Below are 19,315 nucleotides of genomic sequence, written 5' to 3'. Positions count from 1 at the left end.
TTCTCCCTCCCGACTGGCCCGGACGCGCGAGGCCGAAGTCCTGCGGCCCCGTCTCGTCTCGAGTGCTGCATCGCGAACCGGCCGCACTCCGCACCGCCGCGAGAAACTCTCGTCGAGCGCGGCGCATGCACCCACCGTGGCGTTGGGCGCGCCCTGCGCAACCCATCCCGCCTCGGCCCGCCTCGGGGGTTACCCCCAAGCGGGTGAGGGGGACAGCCGCCTCCCGCGGCGCGCGCCGGGCTGGCACCCTGGTGCGCATGCCAGCCACCGACGACCGTGCCCCGGCCGCCGTTCGCGTTCGCCGACCCCTGTCGACGTCCGGGTGGCTGCTGCTCGTCCTGCTCGTGGTGTTCGGGTTCGGCCTGATCGCCTCGCGGCCCGCGTCCCCGCCCGACCAGGGCCCGCCGACCGGCGGCGTGCTCGCGGCGCAGAACGCGGTCGACGCGCTCGCCCATCCCGGCGGGGAAGCCACCGCGCTGGCGCTCCTGCCGAAGGACTTCACCGCGGTCACCGGCGTGAAGCCCGGCGCGCTGCCCGCCCGCGACGGCACCGTCCGCGCGGCGCACCTCGACGGCGGCTGCTCCGCCCCGTGGGGCGACGACAACACGAAGTGGGACTTCTCCGTCCCGTGCAAGGCGCACGACCTCGGCTACGACCTGCTCCGCTACGCCAACGACAAGGGCCATCCGCTCGGCCAGTCCGCCCGGGCCGCTCTCGACGACCGGCTCGAGAAGGACATGCACCGCACCTGCGAGCTGAACCCGATGAACTCCGAGCGCACCTGCCAGCTCGTCGCGTCGGTGTTCACCAGCGGACTGGTGGTCAACTCGTGGCATCAGCGCTGGGGCCCGCCGGTCGGCGACCCGATCGGCCCGATAGTCGCGGGCGTGCTCGTGATCGGCTGCCTGCTCGTGATGCGCCTGCGCGGGTGGCACACCGCCCGCCGCACGACCCCGCGTCCGCGCCTGCCCCGCGGCGTCCCTCGGCCGTGGGCGGTGCTCGGCGTCGCCGGGGCCGTGCTGCTGACGGTCGGCGAATCGGCGACCGCGCTGGCCGACTGGGCGGGCGCGCCGGAAAGCACCTGGTGGCCGCTGACCTGGCTTGCCCAGCTCACCCCGCTGCTCTTCTTCGCGGGCGGGCTCGCCAACGCGGCGGGCTGGCGGGCCGAACGCGACCGCGGCTACCGGCATTACGTCGCCGAACGGTCCAGTCCGCTGCTGCGCCCGGCGCTGATCTTCGCGGTGGTCGCCCTGATCGTGCCGCTGGCGCTGGAGCTGCTGGGCATTCCGGCCGGAACCAACGCCACCGTCATGCGGATCGCGCTGCACCCGCTGTGGCTGCTTGGCGTCTATCTGCTGACCGTCGTCGGCGCGCCGATGCTGCTCGCGCTCTACCTCCGTACGCGGCTGTGGTCGGTCGCGGCGCTCACTGCCATCGTCGTAGCCGGAGAGCTCGCCGCTAGCTGGACGGACGTCTCCTGGCCGCGCTACGCAGCCACGCTCGCCCTAGCGCTCCTCGCGCAACAGGTGGCGTTCGCGTACTCGGAGGGCGTCCGGCTTCGCCGCTCGGTGCTCGCTATCGCCGCCGTAAGCGGTGTCGCGGCCCTCACGGTCGCAGTGTTCGCCTTCGACGCTTCGCCGGTACTGCTCGGCAACCCAGGCGCGCCTGCCGCGCTGTCCGCGAGGCCGTGGACCGTCCTCCTCCTGGGCGTATCGCAGCTCGGCCTCATCGGGCTCCTCGCGACACCGTTGCGGCGCTGGGCCGCACGTGACCGGGTGACCCGCACCGCCGCGCTCGTGCTGCGCGCCCCGATGAGCCTCTATCTGGCGTTCCTCGCCGCGATGCTGCTGCTCGTCGCCGTGGTCTATCTGCCCGGACCGATCGCGAACGGACTGAGCTGGCTGCTGCGGCCCCGCATGCTCGCCGCGGTCGCGCTGCTGCTCGTGCCCGCGGCGCTGGTGTTCTGGTGGTTCGAACGACACCCGGGCAAACCCGGCAAACCTCGCATTGAGACACCTGTCGTCCCGCTTCCGCACACCCCGACCGGCCGTCGTTCGGTACTGCTCACTCGCGCAGCCGCCGCGCTGGGCATCGGGTACGCGACGCTCGGCGTGTTCGGTCTCGCGCTGGCCCGGTTCGGCGCCGAAGCCGCGGACGCCGACGTGCTCGGCCTTCGCCTCGACCCGGTCCAGAGCCTCGTGCACCTGCTCCTCGGCGTCCTGCTGCTGCACGCCGTCCGGACGGGCGCAGCGGCGACCTCGGCCGCGACGTGGTTCGCCGCCGCGCTGACCTGTGTGCCGTCGCTCGTGGCCGCCGCCGGCGGTGAGACCCACGGCTCGGCGGTCGTCGTCCTGCACCTCCTCACCGCAGCATTCGCGCTGGTCGGAGCGGGTTCGTGCATGGTGCCGACGAGACGGGCGGCGACCGCGACACCCTGATCCGGCGACACGCATACCGCCGGCCGGGCGAAAATGGTTCGGATACCGGACCATGGGTGGTGCGCGCCACACCGCACGGGGGAGGTGCGAATCCGTCGCAACCCCCGCCCGGCACGATGCGTCTCCAGAAGCGGACGACCAGAACAACACGAAGGAGCCGGCCCGTGGACTACCCGCCTCGGAACGGGCAAGGCGATCGCCGCCCCGCCCGCTCGTGGCAGGACCAGCCCGGCAGGGGACCGGCGCGGCGGCCCGGGCCACCGCCCCGCTCGCGACGCGAACCGCCGTCCGCGGGTCCGTCCCGTCGTCCCGGACCGCCCCCGCGCCGTCCTGGCGGGCGGTCCCGCCGCGGCGGCGGGCTGCGCGGCGCGAAGATCGCTCTCACGGTGGTGTCGCTGCTGGTCATGGGGCTCACCGGGTACGCGTGGGCCTCGCTGCAGGGGCTGGTCAACGGGCTGAACTACTCCGACGTGATCGGCGACGGCGGAGGCGGCGACAAACCCGCCGACGGCGCCCGCGACATCCTTCTGGTCGGCCTCGACAGCCGCACCGACATGCAGGGCAATCCGCTGTCCCCGGAAGTGCTCGCCCAGCTGCGCGCGGGCGAATCGGACGGCGAGCTGAACACCGACACGCTGATCCTGGTGCACATCCCGAACGACGGCAGCAAGGCCGTCGCGATGTCGCTGCCGCGCGATTCGTACGTGGACATCCCCGGGTACGGCAAGCACAAGATCAACTCGGCGTACGCGAGGGCGATGCTGCAGGCGCGCAAGGACCTGCAGGCCCAGGGCGTCACCGATCCGAAGGAACTCGACGTCAAGTCGAACCAGGCCGGGGCGAAGCTGCTGATCGCGACGGTCCAGGAGCTGACCGGGTCCACGATCGACAACTACGCGGCGATCAACCTGCTCGGCTTCAGCGACATCACGAAGGCCGTCGGCGGCGTGGACGTCTGCCTGAAGGACAACGTCGACGACGAGTACTCCGGCGCGAAGTTCACCAAGGGCCAGCACACCATCTCCGGCGTCGAGGCGCTGGAGTTCGTCCGGCAGCGGCACGGGCTGCCGCGCGGCGACCTCGACCGGGTGGTGCGCCAGCAGGTGTTCATGGCCGGCATGGCGCGCAAGGTGCTGTCCGCGGGGACGCTGACCGACCCGTCCAAGCTCAACTCGCTGATCGACGCGATCAAGAAGTCCGTGGTGCTGAACCAGAACTGGGACATCTTCAACTTCGCCCAGCAGATGAAGGGCCTCACCGGCGGGCAGCTGGAGTTCCGCACCATCCCGGTCGACAACGTCGAGTACCACACGCCCACCGACGGCGTCGCGATCAAGGTCGACCCGGCGAAGGTGAAGGCGTTCGTGCAGGGCCTCTCCGGCCCGCAGACCGGATCCGACGGCGCCCCGGCGCAGCAACCGCAGCCGAAGCCGAACGAGTCGCACAAGGACACGACGGTCGACGTGCGCAACGCCTCGGACCGCACCGGTCTCGCGGCGACCGTGTCCAAGCAGCTGGTGGACAAGGGTTTCACCGCGGGTGACACGGACAACGCGTCCTCGCGCAAGACGACTGTGATCTGGGTCCCCAACGGCGGCGAAGCGGCCGGGCAAGCGGTCGCCGACGCGCTCGGCACGAAGGCGACGGTGCAGGAAGACAAGAGCGTGCCCAAGGGCCACGTGAAGGTGTTCCTGGGGTCGGACTACCAGCCGTCGGCGGTCGGCGCGTCGAGCGGAACCGGTGCGGCGCAAGCCCCTTCGGCGCAGCAGGAGTCCTCTCCCCCGCCCACGCCCTCGGGCCCGGGAAGCGACGACCAGCCGATCACCGCTGACGGAGTGCCCTGCGTCAACTGACGCGTTGCTCCATTCGGGGCAAGCCGAGAATTTTCCCGAAACCCGCGTAATGAGCGGCCGCCTCGGCACTTTCACCATCGGGACGCAAGCCCGCGTCCGCGAAGTTGGTTGAGGGGCAGGGGCCGTGATCGACGCTGAGCACTACCAGCGGGTGCTGGGAGACGAGCTGCGCAAGCTCAGGCGTGGCCGGGGGTGGACGCGCAAAGAGCTGAACGCGCATCTGCAGAGCGAAATCTCGCTGCAGACACTGGCGACGTACGAACTGGGTACCCGGCAGTGTTCCGTGGTGCGCCTGGTCGAACTGTGCATGGCGATGGACGAGCTTCCGCAGGATCTGCTGGCGAAGGTGCACAGCCGGGTCTTCACCGAGGAACCGGGCCGGGTCCGCGTGGACCTGCGCCGGGTCGTCGAGGAGGCCGGTCCGGAACTGACTCCGCTGCGGCGCTGGGCCGAAGGAAGATTGCGGCAGAGCGGAGTCGCGTTGCCGGGGTCGTCCGTCCGCTCGGGCGCCGCCTCCCGGCCGCCCGCTTCCGTATCCGGATCTTCAGGCACGCCAAGCACTTCCGCTCCCGCGACTTCGGGCCAGCCCGCTTCGTCGAGCACTTCGTCCGACGAGGTGTCGTTCGACTTCGCCGCGCTGGAGCGCATGGCCGAACTGTGCGGCCTTCCCACCGCCGAGCTGGTTTCGCACCTGCGCAAGCTCGCGCCCGCCTGACCGCAGACCACGAGGGGGACCCTCGCGACTCCTCCCCTGCCGCGAAAGTCCCCCTCGTACTGCTCAGGTTTCTTTCCGCTCGACGACAACGCCGCCCACGTCCGGCCCGCGTCCACTGTGGAGCGCCCGCTCCCTGCTGAACGCTGCCCGCCGGGCCCTCGGACTACGAGGGGAGCCTTCGCGACTCCTCCCCTGCCGCGAAGGCCTCCCCTCGTACCCCCGTGGTCCACTGTGGACTGCCACGGAGACCACGAGGGGGACCTTCGCGGCTCCATCCCCCGCCGCGAAAGTCCCCCTCGTGCCGGCTCACCCGAGCAGTTCGTAGTCCTCCCGCCGCACCGTCCGGGTGTCCAGCCAGTACCGCCAGGTGAAGCCCGGCCAGATCGTCCGGTTGACGCCCTTCGCGTCGAGATACCAGCTCTTGCAGCCGCCCTGGGTCCAGATGCCCTTCTCGAGTTTGTGCTGGACCTCGGCGTTGAACCGCTCCTGCACGTCCTCGCGCGGCTCCAGCGCCCGATCGCCCGCGAGCCGCAACGCCTTCGCGATGTAGGAAATCTGCGCCTCGATCATGAAGACCACCGAGTTGTGGCCCAGCCCGGTGTTCGGCCCGAGGAGGAAGAACAGGTTCGGGAAGCCGTTGACGGTGATCCCGAGATGCGTCCGCATCCCCTCGGTCGCCCACTCTTTCGCGAGGTTCCGCCCGTCGCGGCCCACGATCTCCAGGCTGTCGAACGCGTCGGTCACGTGGAACCCGGTGCCGTAGACGATCGCGTCCACCTCGTGCTCGACGCCGGCCCGGTCGACGACGCTGTGCTCGCGCACCTCGGCGACGCCGTCGGTGACCACGTCGACGTTGTCGCGGGCCAGCGCCGGGTAGTAGTCGTTCGAGATGAGCACGCGTTTGCAGCCCATGGTGTAGTCCGGGGTCAGCTTGGCGCGCAGCTCCGGATCTTTCACCGCGCGGTCGATGTTGCTCTTCGCGAGCCGCTGCCCGATCTTCATGATCCACGGCTGGCCGTTGAAGCCGATCGCGCGCGCTTCCAGTGCCCAGTAAAGGAAATCCCGGTACAGCCGCTGCACCGGCGGCACCGCGCGGAACAGCCCGCGCAGCCAGCCCGGCATGTCGCGGTCGGCCTTCGGCATCACCCACGGCGGCGTGCGCTGGAACAACGTCAGCTCGGCCACCTCCGGCGCGATCTTCGGCACGAACTGGATCGCGCTGGCCCCGGTGCCGACCACGGCGACGCGCTTGCCGGCGAAGTCGAAGTCGTGGTCCCACTCGGCGGAGTGGAACGCGCGGCCCTGGAACCGCTCGATGCCCGGCAGGTCGGGGATCATCGGCCGGTGCAGCGCGCCGACGCCCGCGACCAGCGCCGGAGCCACGAACTCGTCGCCGCCGCGGGTGCTGACGTGCCAGCGGCTCTCCTCCGCGTCCCAGCGCGCGCCGGTCATCTCCTGGCCGAAGCGGATGAAGCGGCGCAGGTCGTACTTGTCGGCGACCCCGCGCATGTACTCGTAGATCTCCGGCTGCGGCGAGTACGCGCGCGACCAGCCGGGATTCTGCTCGAAGGAGAACGAGTACATGTGCGACGGGATGTCGCACGCGCAACCGGGGTAGCTGTTGTCGCGCCAGGTCCCGCCGACGTCGTGCGCCTTCTCGAGCACCACGAAGTCGTCGCGGCCGTCCTTGCGCAGCTGAATCGCCATGCCGAGCCCGGAGAACCCGGTGCCGACCACGATCACGCCGGTCTCGGTGCGGTTGCCCATGCGTCCTCCCGTTAACTGTTACCCGAAGTCCAGCTTACCCGGAGTAGATTACTGGCGGTAGAGTGTGCTGCCTAATGTTTATGTCAAGCAGCGGTAGCCGTGGTGTGTCGGTAGTCGGCCTGGTAAGGCTGGCGGGTGCGCAGGAGCGCGTAGAGGACGTTGATGCGTCGTCGGGCCAGCGCGATCAGTGCCTGGTGATGGCGCTTCCCTTCGGCGCGTTTGCGCTGGTAGAAAGCTTTGCTGAGTGGGTCGGTGCGGATCGCGCAGAACGCGGACTGGTAGAAGATGAACTTCAGGTGTTTGCTGCCGGCGGTGGCTCGCCGCAGGTAGTTCATCTTCCCGGACTGCTGCAGGACCGGCGCGAGGCCGGCGGCCGAAGCGAGCTGATCGGCGCTGGTGAAGCGGTCCAGGTTTCCTGCCTCCGCGAGGAATTCCGCGGTCAGGGTGGCCCCCATCCCCGGCAGGCTTCGGACGAGGGCCGCGTCAGGGTGGCGGTCGAGCCCGTCGGCGATCTGGTTCTCCAGTTCGCCGATGCGGTGCCGGGCCGCGATCGCGTCGGTGGCGAACTCGCGGGCGAACTCGGCCATGCGCTTCTGCCCGGGAACGATCACATGCTGGGCCTGAGCGGCCGCAATCGCCTTGCCTGCCAAGGGTTCGGCATAGCTGCGGCGGACGCCCGCGGCCAGCATGTGATCGATCAGGCCGTCGCGTCCGGCTTCGCGGACCTCTTCCGGTGTGACGAAGCGGACCAGAAGCCGCAGGTCGCTGAGGTTGGTCACGTCCACGACGCGTTCCAGGCCGGGGAAGAACCCGGCCAGGGTTTCGCGCAGCCGGTTGAGGCGGCGGGTCTGATCGATGACGAGTTCACGGCGTCGGGAGACCAGCATCCGCAGGTCGAGGGTGATGTCGTCCTCGGCGGTGACGATGCGCCAGTCGTCGCGCAGGCGCAGCTGGTCGGCGATGGTGGCCGCGTCGCGGGGATCGGATTTGGCTTCGCCGCCCTTGCTGGCGCGGCGGGCTCGGTTGACCACCAGGCCCGGGACGTGGACCAGGCGGACACCTGCCTCCAGCAGCATGGCGGTCAGCAAGCTGGCCACTCCGCCCATCAGGTCGATCGCGGCGGTGAGCTCGCCGTGCTCGGCTTCGGCCTGGCGCAGCTGGGCGATCAGGGCGTCGATGCTGTCCGGGTCGTTGTCGACGCGCCGGGAGAGCAGGACTTTCCCGGTCTCGGCGGCGACGATCGCGACCCAGTGGAACTCCTTGGCGACATCGATGCCTGCTTTTACTGCCATCGAACCTCCGGTCGATCACACGGTGTGGTGCGTCCCGATTCCGCCGTCAACGCCCTACATAGCGATGGTTCGCAGTGCCTAATCAGCGGTCAGAACCAGGTGGTGGAGCGGGCGGCACAGCACTCTGAACCATCACCGGCAGCAGGCATGAAAGCCATACCCGCTCCACCTGCATCCGCCGATCCTCGCGGACCGCGGACATCCCTGAAAGGTAGGGCGGCATGACCACCGCCAAGCGCAAGCGCATGCCCCGAGCCGAGCGGGAAAGGCAGATGATCGAGGTCGCCGAGCAGGTCTTCGGCGAGCGCGGCTACGCGATGGCGTCGATGGACGAGATCGCCGAGCTGGTCGGTGTGTCCAAGCCGATGCTGTACGAGTACTTCAACTCGAAGGAGGGCCTGCTGCTGGCCTGCATCCGGCAGTCGCGCTCGGCGTTGCAGGAGGCCACCGAGCAGTCGATCGTCGGCGCGGAGTCCGCACAGGAGGCGCTGCGGCGCGGGCTGCTGGCGTTCTTCGTCTTCATCCGCGAGCGCCGCCAGGCCTGGTCGCTGCTGCGGCACGAGATGGCCCTCATCGGCACGCCCGCCGCGGACGAGATCGAAGAAACCCGCCGGCAGCAGACCGACCTGATCACCGCCTTGATGAGCGGCTACTTCGACAGCGAGGACACCCTGCGCGCCGAAGCCTCGGCCGAGTTCGTCGTCGGAGCCTGCGAGCGATTGGCGATCTGGTGCGAGCGCTTCCCGGAGGTGACCCCGGAGAAGGCCACCGAGTACGCCATGGATCTGCTGTGGGCCGGGTTGTCACAGCGAGCGATTTAACGTGCACGTGAAGATGACCGTGCATTAGTCCATTCGGTCGTCACTCAGCGCACATCTCGTCCCGTTACTTGTGACACAGAGTTTTCTTGCGGTATCGATGACACGGTAGAAAGACACACTGAGTGTCGCGCCAGCGGCCCGCGAGCAGGAATCGCGTCATGAGTTTGCGGTGGCCGGGTCTCGACCTGTGACGCATGCTGATGACGAGAGGGGTGAGGCAGTGGTGGAAACGATCACGGCGACGTACAAGCACGACAACGACGACTGGACGATCACCGTCAGCGGCCGCGGCAAGGAGCTGACCGGCAAGGCGCCGGGCATCATCGCCGCCCGCGACCGGGCCGACCAGCTCGTGGAGAAGCTCGCCCCGAACGAGCGACCCACGGTCGTGCACCTGCTGAACGGCAACGCACTGGAGTTCACCAGCGCGTACATGGCCGCGCGCCTGACGCTGCCGGAGATCGAGCCGCTGGAAATCCCGCCGTCGGGCGGTGCGAAGGCGGCCAAGGAAGCCGCTTCGGGGTCCAGCAAGACTTCCGCGCCAGCTGCCTCGACGTCGTCCTCGACCTCGGCCTCGTCCTCGGCCACGGAGAAGGACAAGGCCGCGAAGCCAGCGTTGCCGCCGAGCAAGCAGCTGCCGAAAGAGGTCGAGGACCGCAAGCCCGAGGCGAACCGCCCCGGTGTGACAGCGGGCGCGTCGGCCACGCCTCCGGTCACACGCGCCTGACCTAGTTCTGTCCGGCTCGCGTTGTTCGCGGGCTGGCTTTGCCCTGCGCGCATTTCTCTTGCCGCAGTGCCCGAGCGCACGCTGACGAGCGCTCGCCCTGGGGCGCTTGAGCGCTGCTGTCGCAGACCTTCACCGCCCGGCGGGGCCAGATCCGGCCGTCTCGACGTCCGCTCACGGATTCGGCATCCCCTCGCGCCCGCAAACAGCGGCCTGCGTCCAGCACAGCGGGAAAAACCGTCTCGTCACCCCCAAGGGGTAGCCCGATTCGGCGAACGTGGTGCTCCCGACCGACCCAGGTGAGCGACCGCCAAACAGGTGACCCCTGATTCAGTGGCTCTTCTCACGAAGTTCACCCGGCGTGACAATCACGCCTGCCCATCCGCCATCCAGGGAGCTAGTCGACAACTCCCGCAGCCGCGGCCGGAACAGCACTCGGCGTGACCGTCAGCGTGTCAGCGCGAGCCGTCAGCGGAACAGCTTCCGCACCAGCAGCACGGCCACCAGCACGCCAGCCCCGATCAGCGGGTACTTGACCTTCGGGTTGTCGAGCTTCGCGCGCACGCCGTCCTTCGCCTGTTCGGCGAGTTTCTGCGGGTTGGCTTTCGTGCCCAGCTGGTCGAGGGTCGCCGCCAAAGCGGTCCTCGCCTGCTCGATCTCACGCTCGATGGTCTCGGGGTCGCGAGCCACGTGCCCTCCTCGCCGCAGTCGGACTGTAGGCGGTCCACGGTAGAGGACAACCCCCGCGCGACGGCGACTGGCCACGCCGAGCGAACCCGAACGTGGCGCGCGCTACGATCACACCTGATTCCTGGGGGCCGTAGCCCAATTGGCAGAGGCACACGGTTTAGGTCCGTGCCAGTGAGAGTTCGAGTCTCTCCGGCCCCACCCTGGAGCTCTCACCAGTGGCGCGGCATTTCGGGGTCGATGATCCGCATCAAGCGGGCCAGAGGAATGCCACAAGAAGACGGACGGGCTGAGGCTGCCGGGTCACCCGCCGCCGATGGTGAGCGTGATCGGCGCGTGCGCCTGATCAGCCGTCAGAAACTGGTCTCCGCGATGAGAGACGGTCAGCACATAGGACGGCAACCCGTCGGGGACATCGTTGACGGTGAACCCCAACTGGCAGCCGGTCACGACGTTCTGTCCGTCGGAATAGGCAGTTTGCGCCTCTCCGCCGGTGATCGAACCGGTTGCGATTACCTGGCTGGACCTGTCGGACACCTTGACAGCAGTTCCGGGCGTGAGGTCCGAGTATCCGCCCGTCCCTTGGCAGTCGGAGTCAGTCCCTCCGGCGCCGGTCGACCGCACCCCTGACGGACCGCTTTCGATCGTGATGACACCGGTCAGCATGAATGTGTTCTTAGGCAGCGGGACCGACACCGGAGGGAGCAACGCCGTCGCATTCGGCTCCGTCACGACGTAGGTGACCGTTGCCGTGGCCGTGATGGCGAGCACCAGGGCGCCGACACCGACAACGAGGCGGGTACTCGTCATCGCACCCTCCAGTTCGAACGGGCTGTTTTGGCAAGTCGCCATCGGCCGCTGCCGTGTTACCGCCGAACCGAACGAGAGATTGTCGCCAGCCGCACCCAAGAAGCAGGAGACGCGTTCCTTGAGGGCGGCGGATTCTCGCCGCACGAAGCTGTGCGCTCAACGCCGCCAAGCCTCGACGATCTCTTCGGGACCGAACGAGGCAGCCAGCGGCAGTCCGTCTTCGACGCCGTTGCGGGACACTGCGATCAAGGGCGTCGCGTAGTCGCGTCCGGGGATCGACATGGATCCGGCGAGCAAGCTTTCGCACTCGCGTTTGCCGAACAGTTCGGTCTCCAGCCACTTGATGGAGCCCGTGAACGCGATGCGGGTCGCGGCGGGCCGTTCGCGGTCGGCGCCGACCAGGTCGATCTCCGGGTTGTTCTGCCGGTTCCACCAGCCGCCCACGACGTCCGCGCCGGGCAGCCGGTCGTCGGGAAGGAGCCGTTCAAGGCCCTCCCGGACGACGGGCTCGACAGCACGGCCGCGCCAGGACGGCCACGACCTTTCGATGCGTGATGCGACCAAGTCGCCGCGGCCGCGTTCGACCTCGGCAATGCCGCGCTGCAGGAATGCCAGCCAGAACCGCAAGTACGGATCCTCGATCCGGTAGCGCTTGTTCTTGGTGTCCGGGCGGGTGGCCAACGGAGTGTCGACGGCGACGATGCGCTTGGTCGTCAGGGTATTCAGGATGGGGGCAAGGGTGCCGGAAGGGATCGGGTTGCCGACGCCGATCCGGTGGGCGATCGCTCCGAATGTGCGTTCGCCCGTGCCGATCGCTTCCAGGGCGGAGCGACTGTGCGACGGTTCAGGGACCTCGCCCAGCAGGGACAGTTCTCCCGCCATCAGCAGCGGGGAAAGCGGGTCGGCGAGCTGATCACGCAAAAACGCGGTACGGCTGGTGCCCGGCTTCCATCGTTGGACGATCTCCGGAAAGCCGCCGGTGATCAAGAACGCGTCGATGGCCTCTGCCGGCTCGAGCCCGGTCATTCGCTGGACGTCGGCCGGGTTTAGGGGTCGCACGAGCATGCGGCCAGCGCGGCCGTGGAACGGACGGCCGTACTCCTGGAGGGACTCCATCATCGACAGGTCGCTTCCGACCAGCAACAGCAGCACGGGCTTGGTCGACAGGTACCGATCCCAGACGGTCTGGAGGGCGCCTTCGAACTCGCGGTCCTGCTCGACCAGCCACGGCACCTCGTCGAGGACGATGATGCTGGGGGTTTGCTCGGGTACCGCGACTGCCAGTGCGCGCAGTGCCTGGTTCCAGTCGGAGCCGAGCGCCCCGGCGACCAGATCGGCGCCGGGCAGGGCGGTCTCGGCGAGCGCGGCGGCGAAGTCAGCGCGCTCCGCGGCCGGATTGCGGCCGCGAGACGCCTGAAAGATCAGATAGGGCAGCCCGGAGCGGTCGCAGAACTCCTGGACGAGCCGAGATTTGCCCACTCGCCTGCGGCCGGTGACGATCACGGCTTGGCCGGGAGTAGTGGCAGCCGCGTCCCGGACGAGGCGCAGCTGCCGCTCAAGCAATGCGAGATCGTTCGCGCGTCCTGGGAAATCCACCACGTGCTTGACCTCATCTAAGTATGATCGGATCTTACTTAGAATGAATCATACTTACCTGAGATCACCGTGAGCGAACAGCTACTGTCTGCCACAGCATCGACTCGTGAGACCGCCACCCGCCCGGGATCAGGCCCCGACGCCGCCCCGAGCCGCCGCCGCTCGTGACGACAGCTGCTTCCTTACCCGGGTCAGCGTCTCGATTCGCTCGTCCAGCACCGCCAGCCGGCGATTCACCAGTTCCACCGCGCTTGACGACAGCTGTCGCGCGGGCAGATCCCCTTGCAGGCACGAGCCCAGCGGGCGGATGTCTTCCATCGTGAGCCCTGAATCGAGCAGGTAGCGGATGTTCGCCACCCGCTCGATCGCGGACTCGTCGTAGTGCCGGTAACCGTTGTGGGAGCGGGCCGCGGTCAGCAGTCCCTGCTCTTCGTAGAACCTCAACGCCCTGGTGGTGACACCGGTGGCCTTCGCCAGCTCTCCGATCCGCACCAGCCCGAGCGTACGCCGCTAAGCGATCACTGCGCCGCCGTCGACGGGCATCACTACGCCGGTGATGTACTCCGCGTCCGGGCTGGCGACTTCGACGATCCAGTGGGCGACTTCTTCCGGCTGGGCCAGCCGCCGCAGGGGCACCATTTCCCGCAGGCCTTCGTGCTGTGCCTTGCCTTGCTCGGCGGACAGGCCCTCGCGTGCGTAGATCTCGGTGGCGACCGGGCCGGGGGCGACCGCGGTGACGCGGATGCCGCGCGGGGCCAGCTGCACTGCCCAGCTTCGGGTCAGCGACTCCAGCGCGGCTTTCGTCGCCGCGTAGAACTCGCGGCCGGGCATCGGCCATCCGCGTTGTCCGATCGCGGTCGTCACGTTGACCACCGCGCCCTCGGTCTCGCTCAGGTGCGGCATCGCGGCCTGCACGAGGTAGACCGGCGCGAGCAGGTTCGTCGCGACCACTTCGTCGAACGCGCCGGCCTTGATCTCTCCCAGCGCGGCCGGTCCGACGATGCCGGCGTTGTTCACCAGCACGTCGATCCGGCCGAATTCGGCAAGCGCCGCAACGACAATCGCCTCCGCGGCACCCGCCTCGGTGAGGTCGGCGGCGAACAGGCGGATCCGCGGGGAGCCCTCCGCAGTTTCAGCGAGCCGCTCCGCCGTCCGGCCGACGACGAGGACGTTCGCGCCTCGCCGGGCGAACTCGCGCGCGGTGACCTGTCCGATGCCCGTTCCGCCGCCGGTGACGATCACGGCCTTGCCTTGAAACTGTCCTTCACTCATGCGATCGACGCTAAACATTGCCGTATGCGTGAAGGTCAAGCCGATCAGCGCACGCGGTCGTAAACCAGCGCCACTTCACCGAGATTGCCGGTCTCCTGGTGCGCGACTGTCCACTTGGTACCCGGCAGGCCGTCGTCGAACAGGCGGGGGCCGCCGCCGGCGATTTCCGGGCAGATGATCAGGTACAGCCGGTCGATCAGGTCCTCGGCCAGCAGCGCCTTGATCACGCTGACGCTGCTGTTGACCAGGATGTCGCCCTCGCCCTCGGCTTTGAGGGAGGTGACGACCTCGGCGGTGGGCGCGTTCACGACGCGCGTGCGCTCCCACGGCGACTCGGTGAGCGTGCTCGACAGAACGACCTTTTCCGTGTCCACCAACCATTTCGCGTAGCCGCGGTCGCGCGGGTCGGCGTTTTCGTCGGCGGCGACGGTCGGCCAGAAGCCGAGGAAGCCTTCCGCGTTGCGGCGGCCGAGCAGCGCGGTCGTCGCGTTCTCCCAGATGCGGGTCATCTGGTTGCGCGCGGTTTCGGTAGTCACGTAGGGGATGATCGCGCTCATGTCGCCGGGGCCTTCCGGGCCGTGGTAGCGGCCGTCGAGGGTCAGGGCGAGGTTGGCGGTGACACGACGTTCGGTCATGACTGGACTTCCTTCCGGGCGATGACTTCGGTGAGGTGGTCGAGGACCTGTCCCCAGCCGGTTTCGATTCCGGCGATGGCGGACACGGCCTCGACGGTCGTTGCGCTGATCTCCAGACCCAGCCGCAGCCGGGTGCCGCCGTTCGCCGCGGCGAGGGCGAGGTCGTAGTGGCCGCTGAACGCGACGGCGCCGGCCGCGTCCAGCACCGACAGGTCGAACTCGAGCCGCTCGGTCGCGCGAGCGGTCCGGACCTGCCCTTCCGAGCGGTACGTGCCTTCGGCGTCGCGGTAGGCGAGAACGACTCGCCCGCCCGGTTCCGGTTCGAGGACACACTCGGTGACAGTCAGGGACGGCGGGACCCACCACGACGCCAGCAGCCCGGCGTCCGTCCAGTACCGCCAGACCGTTTCCGGCGGTACCGGCAGCGCCCGCTCGAAAGAGAACGCGCGTCCGTCGGCCCAGCGATCCCGGTCCGCGGCCGCGGTTTCGGCTTCGATCGCCGCGCGGTAGCGATCGAGCACATCGCGCTCCCCCGCGTGCGCCTCGACCGTCTCGGCCAGCTTGTGCAACTGGTCCGCGAACTCCCGCAGCGGGGCCGCTTCGGCCGCGTAGACCCGCCGCTGCCCGAGCGGGGCCATGGTGACCAGGCCGGCGCGCGCGAGCGTCTGCAGGTGCTTGGTCGTCTGCGGCTGCCGCAGCCCAGTCAGCTCAGCCAGCTCGCCGACGGACCGAGGCCGCTGCGCGAGCAGCTCGACCAGCTGCCACCTGGTGGTGTCTGCGAGTGCTGAGGCGATCCCGTCCATGCACCGAAGTATTCATCAGATCGAATATTCGTGTCAAGGAATTCTTTTCGGACCGGGTTCAGCCGGGCAGCAGCCGGGCGGCGAGGTTGCGGACCGCCAGCCCCCGCTTCGTGCGCGGGACCAGCATCGAAGCCGCCACCCGGACCCCGCGTTGCTTGGGCTTTACGCGCGCTCGATGGGTCGCCTCGTAGTGCGCGAACGCCTCGGAATGGGTTCCTTCAGCGAGCGCCGTGGCCAGGGTGTGCGCGCCGACGATCGCGAGGCTCGAACCGTCGCCCAGCAGGGAGACGCAGGAAGCGGCATCGCCGACCAGCGCGACCCGGCCGCGGTGCCACTTCGGCGGATCGACCACGGCGACCGCGTCGAAGAACACGTCGTCCGCGGCTTCGAAGCGCGCAAGCAACTCCGGGACTCGCCAGCCGAGCCCCCGGTAGGCAGTGGACACGATTTCCTTGCCCTGACCGGGATTCGGCGCACGGAAGATGAACGCGACCCCGCAATTCCCGCGCACTGGATGGATCGCCACGAGCCTGCCCGGAGTGTTCAGCAGGACCACGTCCTCCGGGCAGTCGGACGGCTCGCCGAGCGACACCGTCCCGACATACAACCCGGCGTGCCGGACGAATTTCTCCTCGGCGCCGAACACGAGCCGCCGCACCGCCGAGTGCACGCCGTCCGCTCCGATCACCAGGTCGAACCGGCGCGGCGCAGCGTGTTCGAAGGTGACGTCGACCCCGCCTTCGTCCTGCTGCAACGCGGCGACGGTGTCGTCGAAGAGGATTTCAGCGTCGTCGCTCGCCGCTTCGTACAGCGCGGAGGCCAGATCGGCGCGCGGAACTTCGATCTCTTTGCGCACCGCCATCCGCACCGTGGCCACCGAACGCCCGCGCGCGTTGAGCACCCGCAACCGGCGCGCGTGCGTCGCGACCTCGCGCAACCGCGGCACGACACCCATCGCGTCGGCCACCTCCATCGCACCGGCGCGGACGTCCACCGGGTTGCCGCTGCTGCGCTGACCGGCCGCCCGTTCTACGACAGTCGGCCGGAAACCATTGCGCGCCAACCAGAACGCGAGGGTCGAACCAGCGATCCCGGCACCGCACACGAGCACGTCACGAGTCATGCACCTCACGATAATCGCACTCAGTGCAATTTTGCAATGAATGCTGTTTTGCACTCAGTGCCGTATGCTCGCCTCATGTCGCTCCGTGAACGCAAGCGCGCCCGCACCCGCCAGGCCCTGATCGACGCGGCCATGGACCTCTTCGAGCGCAACGGCTACGACGAGACGACCATCGCGGACATCGCCGCGGCCGCCGAGATCGGCACGCGCACGTTCTTCAGCTACTTCGCCAGCAAGGAAGAGCTGGTGTTCCCGGACGCCGAGAGCCGGGTGCAGGCGTTGCTCGACGCCCTCGCGAACCGCGCCCCGGACGACCGGCCCATCGACCTGCTGGTTCGCGTCCTTTGCCACGGCGGCGAGGTCAGCAACGACATCATCGGCAAGCTGACCCCGCTGCGGATGCGGCTGCTCCAGACCGTGCCCGCCGTCCAGGGCCGAGCGCTGCAGATCCAGTTCGATGCCGAGCGCCGGATCGCCGGAATCCTCGCCGAAGCCTTTCCCGACGAGCTGGACGACCTCAGCGCTCGCGCGTTGACCGGCGCGTTCGCCGGCGCGGTGCGCGGAGCGTCGCAAGCCATGTTCGACCGCGTCGGCGAGCTGACCGCCGAGCAGCGGGCCGAAGCGACCCGGCAGGCCGTCCTGACGACGCTCGCGCCGTTGCTCAAACGCGACTGACGTGTTCCGCGCACAGGCACGCCACCGCGGTGTCGATCCATTCGCGGCCTTCCCACTCCGGATGCCGCTTGATCAACTCGTCCCGCACATCCGCGATCACGGTCGCCTCGTCCATTCCCGAATCCCGGCGACGCCAGGTCTCGTCGCGCAGCAGTTCGAGATAGGCGCGCAGGTCGTCGAGCAGTTCCGGACCGCTGATCTCGCCGTGGCCGGGAACGACGATCTCCGGTCGCTGCCGCGCGAGCTTCCGCATGACCTCGATCCAGCGGATGCCGGACACGTCGGTGTCGTGCGGCGGGAACCACGGGAAGATCGCGAACTGGCCGGTCTCGGCGAGGTCGCCGGTGAACAGGACACGCGCGTCCGGGACCGTGACGACCTGGTCGCCCTTGCTGTGCGCACGACCGGTCGCGCGCAGCTGCACCACGCGACCGCCGAGGTCGAGGTCGTGCGAAGAGTCGTAGACGACGTCCGGGGCCGGCAGTTCCACCCCTTCCAGCTGCCGCGCGACCGGTTCTCCCAAGCCGGCGAACATCCGCAGGTAGCCGGGGCCTTTCTCGACAAGATCGGTCGCTTGCGCGCGGTTGGCCAGGTAGGTCGCGGCACCGCCGAAGGTCTGCGCGCCGAACGCGTGCTCGGGGTGGAAATGCGTGGTGGTCAAGTAAATCCGGCGACCGCGCGCGTACTCGGCCGCGAACTTCAGCACGGTTTCCGCGTTGCGCGGCCCCATGCCGGTCTCGACGACGAGCACGGAATGCGTCCCGCCGATGACGCCGACGTTCGGCACCAGCTGCACGCCCTGGTTCGGGAGCACGACGAGGTCGCGGGCGAGTTCGCGCACCTGTGCGGTCTGCACGACGGGATCGGGATACGGGTAGTCGGTCATCGCCGGGGGCTCCTCACAGCGCGGGATCAGGGACCGTTCCAGTCCAGCGCCGCGCCCGCGCCGGTGTCCAAGACTGATCCGCTTTTCCCGATACCGCGCGGGTATTGTCGCTGGTTGTGGATCTCCGTTCACTCCGGTACTTCGTCGCGGTCGCCGAGGAGCGCCACTTCGGCCGGGCGGCGGCGCGGCTGCACATGACCCAGCCGCCGCTGAGCCGAGCGATCAAACAGCTCGAAACCGACCTCGGCGCGACGCTGCTGGACCGATCGCCGTCCGGCGTCACGCTCACCGCCGCCGGGACCACGCTCTACGACGAGGCTCGCACCCTGCTCGCGGGTGCGGACCAGGCCCGGGCGAGGGTCGCCGCGGCGGCCGGGCCCGGAACGCTCACGCTCGGCACCCTCGCCGACAGCTCGGAACCGGTCGGGATCCGGCTCGCCGGCGAGTTCCGCGAACGGCATCCGGGCGTGCGGATCAGCGTCCGCGAAGCCGGCCTCACCGATCCGACGACCGGCCTGCGCGCCGGGCTCGTGGACGTCGCGCTCACCCGGATTCCCTTCGACACCACCGGAATCCGCACACAGGTGCTGCGTTCCGACCCGATGGGCGTCGTCCTGCGCGCGGACGATCCGCTGGCCGGCCGCGACGAGGTGCGCCGGGAGGAACTCGCCGGCCGGACGTGGTTCCGGTTCCCGGACGGCACCGACCCGCAGTGGCAGGCGTTCTGGAGCGGCGGCGTCACCGGCGGCCCGGTCGTGCGGACCGTGCACGAATGCCTGCAAGCCGTGCTGTGGAACGGAACCGTCGGGCTGGCCCCGCTCGTGCACTCGTTTCCCGAGGGCGTCGCGACGGTCCCGCTCGCCGGCTACCCGCCGAGCCGGCTCGTGGTCGCCTGGCGCGAGGACTCGACGCCGCCGCTCGTTCGCTCGTTCGTCGAACTCGCCGTGCGCATCGCCGGGCTCGACGGCCGCGAAACCCCCGCGAACCCGTAGGCTGGGCCCGGACATCGGGGAGGTGTGGGCCGTGCCGGAACGCAATCCGCTGCGGATCCTGCGCAAATGCGCGGACTGGTTCGAAAACCGCGGCGTGTACATCCCCGGCGAGGAAAGCCGCGCGGTCGACCCGGTGCGCGACTTCGGCTGGCTCATGGTCGCCTGGGGCGCCGGCGTCGCGGTGTTCATCCTGTTGTTCGCGTTCGCGGTGTGAATCCCGACCGAC

Annotated in this window: 19 protein-coding genes and 1 tRNA gene; 9 read left to right on the top strand and 11 right to left on the bottom strand. The window is 69.2% G+C overall.

Annotation, left to right across the window (positions count from 1 at the left end; all coding sequences use genetic code 11):
• Window positions 1-257: 257 nt before the first annotated feature.
• The 3 genes from ATK30_RS28690 (at window position 258) to ATK30_RS47550 (ending at window position 5,006) form a co-directional block, all read left to right on the top strand.
• Window positions 258-2,438 carry a phospholipase A2 gene (locus ATK30_RS28690; RefSeq protein WP_101438132.1) on the top strand — a complete coding sequence of 727 codons (2,181 nt, stop codon included), beginning with the start codon at window positions 258-260 and terminating at the stop codon, window positions 2,436-2,438.
• 164 nt (window positions 2,439-2,602) lie between these two features.
• Window positions 2,603-4,291 (top strand): LCP family protein, encoded by a 1,689-nt coding sequence (locus tag ATK30_RS28685; protein WP_101438131.1) that lies wholly within the window; start codon window positions 2,603-2,605, stop codon window positions 4,289-4,291.
• 124 nt (window positions 4,292-4,415) lie between these two features.
• Window positions 4,416-5,006, top strand: a complete 591-nt coding sequence (locus ATK30_RS47550) for a helix-turn-helix domain-containing protein (RefSeq protein ID WP_101438130.1) — start codon at window positions 4,416-4,418, stop codon at window positions 5,004-5,006.
• 306 nt (window positions 5,007-5,312) lie between these two features.
• Here ATK30_RS47550 and ATK30_RS28675 read toward each other — a convergent pair whose 3' ends face one another.
• Window positions 5,313-6,773, bottom strand: coding sequence for a flavin-containing monooxygenase (locus ATK30_RS28675; protein ID WP_101438129.1), 1,461 nt, complete (start codon window positions 6,771-6,773; stop codon window positions 5,313-5,315).
• 83 nt (window positions 6,774-6,856) lie between these two features.
• The gene (locus ATK30_RS28670; protein ID WP_091517282.1) at window positions 6,857-8,065 is read right to left on the bottom strand and encodes an IS110 family RNA-guided transposase; all 1,209 of its coding nucleotides are present in this window, start codon (window positions 8,063-8,065) and stop codon (window positions 6,857-6,859) included.
• A 221-nt stretch (window positions 8,066-8,286) separates the two neighbouring features.
• On the opposite strand from ATK30_RS28670, the gene ATK30_RS28665 reads away from it, so the two are divergent.
• Together ATK30_RS28665 and ATK30_RS28660 are read left to right on the top strand one after the other, a co-directional pair.
• Window positions 8,287-8,886: a TetR/AcrR family transcriptional regulator gene (locus ATK30_RS28665; RefSeq protein ID WP_101438128.1), complete on the top strand. Its 600-nt coding sequence runs from the start codon at window positions 8,287-8,289 to the stop codon at window positions 8,884-8,886.
• A gap of 220 nt (window positions 8,887-9,106) precedes the next feature.
• On the top strand, window positions 9,107-9,613 hold the full coding sequence (locus ATK30_RS28660) for a hypothetical protein (protein ID WP_101438127.1): 507 nt from the start codon (window positions 9,107-9,109) through the stop codon (window positions 9,611-9,613).
• 465 nt (window positions 9,614-10,078) lie between these two features.
• Here ATK30_RS28660 and ATK30_RS28655 read toward each other — a convergent pair whose 3' ends face one another.
• Window positions 10,079-10,300 carry a DUF3618 domain-containing protein gene (locus ATK30_RS28655; protein ID WP_037358573.1) on the bottom strand — a complete coding sequence of 74 codons (222 nt, stop codon included), beginning with the start codon at window positions 10,298-10,300 and terminating at the stop codon, window positions 10,079-10,081.
• 124 nt (window positions 10,301-10,424) lie between these two features.
• On the opposite strand from ATK30_RS28655, the gene ATK30_RS28650 reads away from it, so the two are divergent.
• Window positions 10,425-10,498, top strand: a tRNA-Leu gene (locus tag ATK30_RS28650).
• Window positions 10,499-10,600: 102 nt separating this feature from the next.
• Here ATK30_RS28650 and ATK30_RS28645 read toward each other — a convergent pair.
• The 7 genes from ATK30_RS28645 to ATK30_RS28615 form a co-directional block, all read right to left on the bottom strand.
• On the bottom strand, window positions 10,601-11,107 hold the full coding sequence (locus ATK30_RS28645; protein ID WP_143271442.1) for a hypothetical protein: 507 nt from the start codon (window positions 11,105-11,107) through the stop codon (window positions 10,601-10,603).
• Window positions 11,108-11,263: 156 nt separating this feature from the next.
• Window positions 11,264-12,706: an ATP-binding protein gene (locus ATK30_RS28640; RefSeq protein ID WP_101438125.1), complete on the bottom strand. Its 1,443-nt coding sequence runs from the start codon at window positions 12,704-12,706 to the stop codon at window positions 11,264-11,266.
• 126 nt (window positions 12,707-12,832) lie between these two features.
• Complete coding sequence (locus ATK30_RS28635) at window positions 12,833-13,195, bottom strand: MerR family transcriptional regulator (protein WP_101438124.1); 363 nt, start codon at window positions 13,193-13,195, stop codon at window positions 12,833-12,835.
• Window positions 13,196-13,213: 18 nt separating this feature from the next.
• The gene (locus ATK30_RS28630) at window positions 13,214-13,975 is read right to left on the bottom strand and encodes an SDR family NAD(P)-dependent oxidoreductase (protein WP_244194745.1); all 762 of its coding nucleotides are present in this window, start codon (window positions 13,973-13,975) and stop codon (window positions 13,214-13,216) included.
• A 44-nt stretch (window positions 13,976-14,019) separates the two neighbouring features.
• Entirely contained in the window at window positions 14,020-14,610 is a 591-nt protein-coding gene (locus ATK30_RS28625; protein WP_101438122.1) for a dihydrofolate reductase family protein, read from the bottom strand.
• Window positions 14,607-15,413 carry a metalloregulator ArsR/SmtB family transcription factor gene (locus ATK30_RS28620; protein WP_101438121.1) on the bottom strand — a complete coding sequence of 269 codons (807 nt, stop codon included), beginning with the start codon at window positions 15,411-15,413 and terminating at the stop codon, window positions 14,607-14,609. Before ATK30_RS28620 ends, ATK30_RS28625 begins: the two co-directional genes overlap by 4 nt.
• A 58-nt stretch (window positions 15,414-15,471) precedes the next feature.
• Entirely contained in the window at window positions 15,472-16,536 is a 1,065-nt protein-coding gene (locus tag ATK30_RS28615; protein WP_101438120.1) for an FAD-dependent oxidoreductase, read from the bottom strand.
• A gap of 75 nt (window positions 16,537-16,611) precedes the next feature.
• Here ATK30_RS28615 and ATK30_RS28610 point away from each other — a divergent pair, with 75 nt between their 5' ends.
• Complete coding sequence (locus tag ATK30_RS28610; RefSeq protein ID WP_101438119.1) at window positions 16,612-17,211, top strand: TetR/AcrR family transcriptional regulator; 600 nt, start codon at window positions 16,612-16,614, stop codon at window positions 17,209-17,211.
• On the opposite strand, the gene ATK30_RS28605 is transcribed toward ATK30_RS28610, so the two are convergent.
• Window positions 17,198-18,097 carry an MBL fold metallo-hydrolase gene (locus ATK30_RS28605; RefSeq protein WP_101438118.1) on the bottom strand — a complete coding sequence of 300 codons (900 nt, stop codon included), beginning with the start codon at window positions 18,095-18,097 and terminating at the stop codon, window positions 17,198-17,200. The genes ATK30_RS28610 and ATK30_RS28605 overlap by 14 nt on opposite strands.
• A gap of 116 nt (window positions 18,098-18,213) precedes the next feature.
• Between ATK30_RS28605 and ATK30_RS28600 the strand changes: the two genes are divergently transcribed.
• Both ATK30_RS28600 and ATK30_RS28595 read left to right on the top strand, forming a co-directional pair.
• On the top strand, window positions 18,214-19,089 hold the full coding sequence (locus tag ATK30_RS28600) for a LysR family transcriptional regulator (RefSeq protein ID WP_101438117.1): 876 nt from the start codon (window positions 18,214-18,216) through the stop codon (window positions 19,087-19,089).
• A 31-nt stretch (window positions 19,090-19,120) separates the two neighbouring features.
• On the top strand, window positions 19,121-19,303 hold the full coding sequence (locus ATK30_RS28595; RefSeq protein WP_037358542.1) for a hypothetical protein: 183 nt from the start codon (window positions 19,121-19,123) through the stop codon (window positions 19,301-19,303).
• The last annotated feature ends 12 nt before the right edge of the window (window positions 19,304-19,315 follow it).

The sequence above is a fragment of the Amycolatopsis echigonensis genome, from assembly GCF_002846615.1.
GTDB classification, from domain to species: domain Bacteria; phylum Actinomycetota; class Actinomycetes; order Mycobacteriales; family Pseudonocardiaceae; genus Amycolatopsis; species Amycolatopsis echigonensis.
Note: the sequence above shows the minus strand (reverse complement) of the source record. Positions and strands in the feature narration are given on the sequence as shown.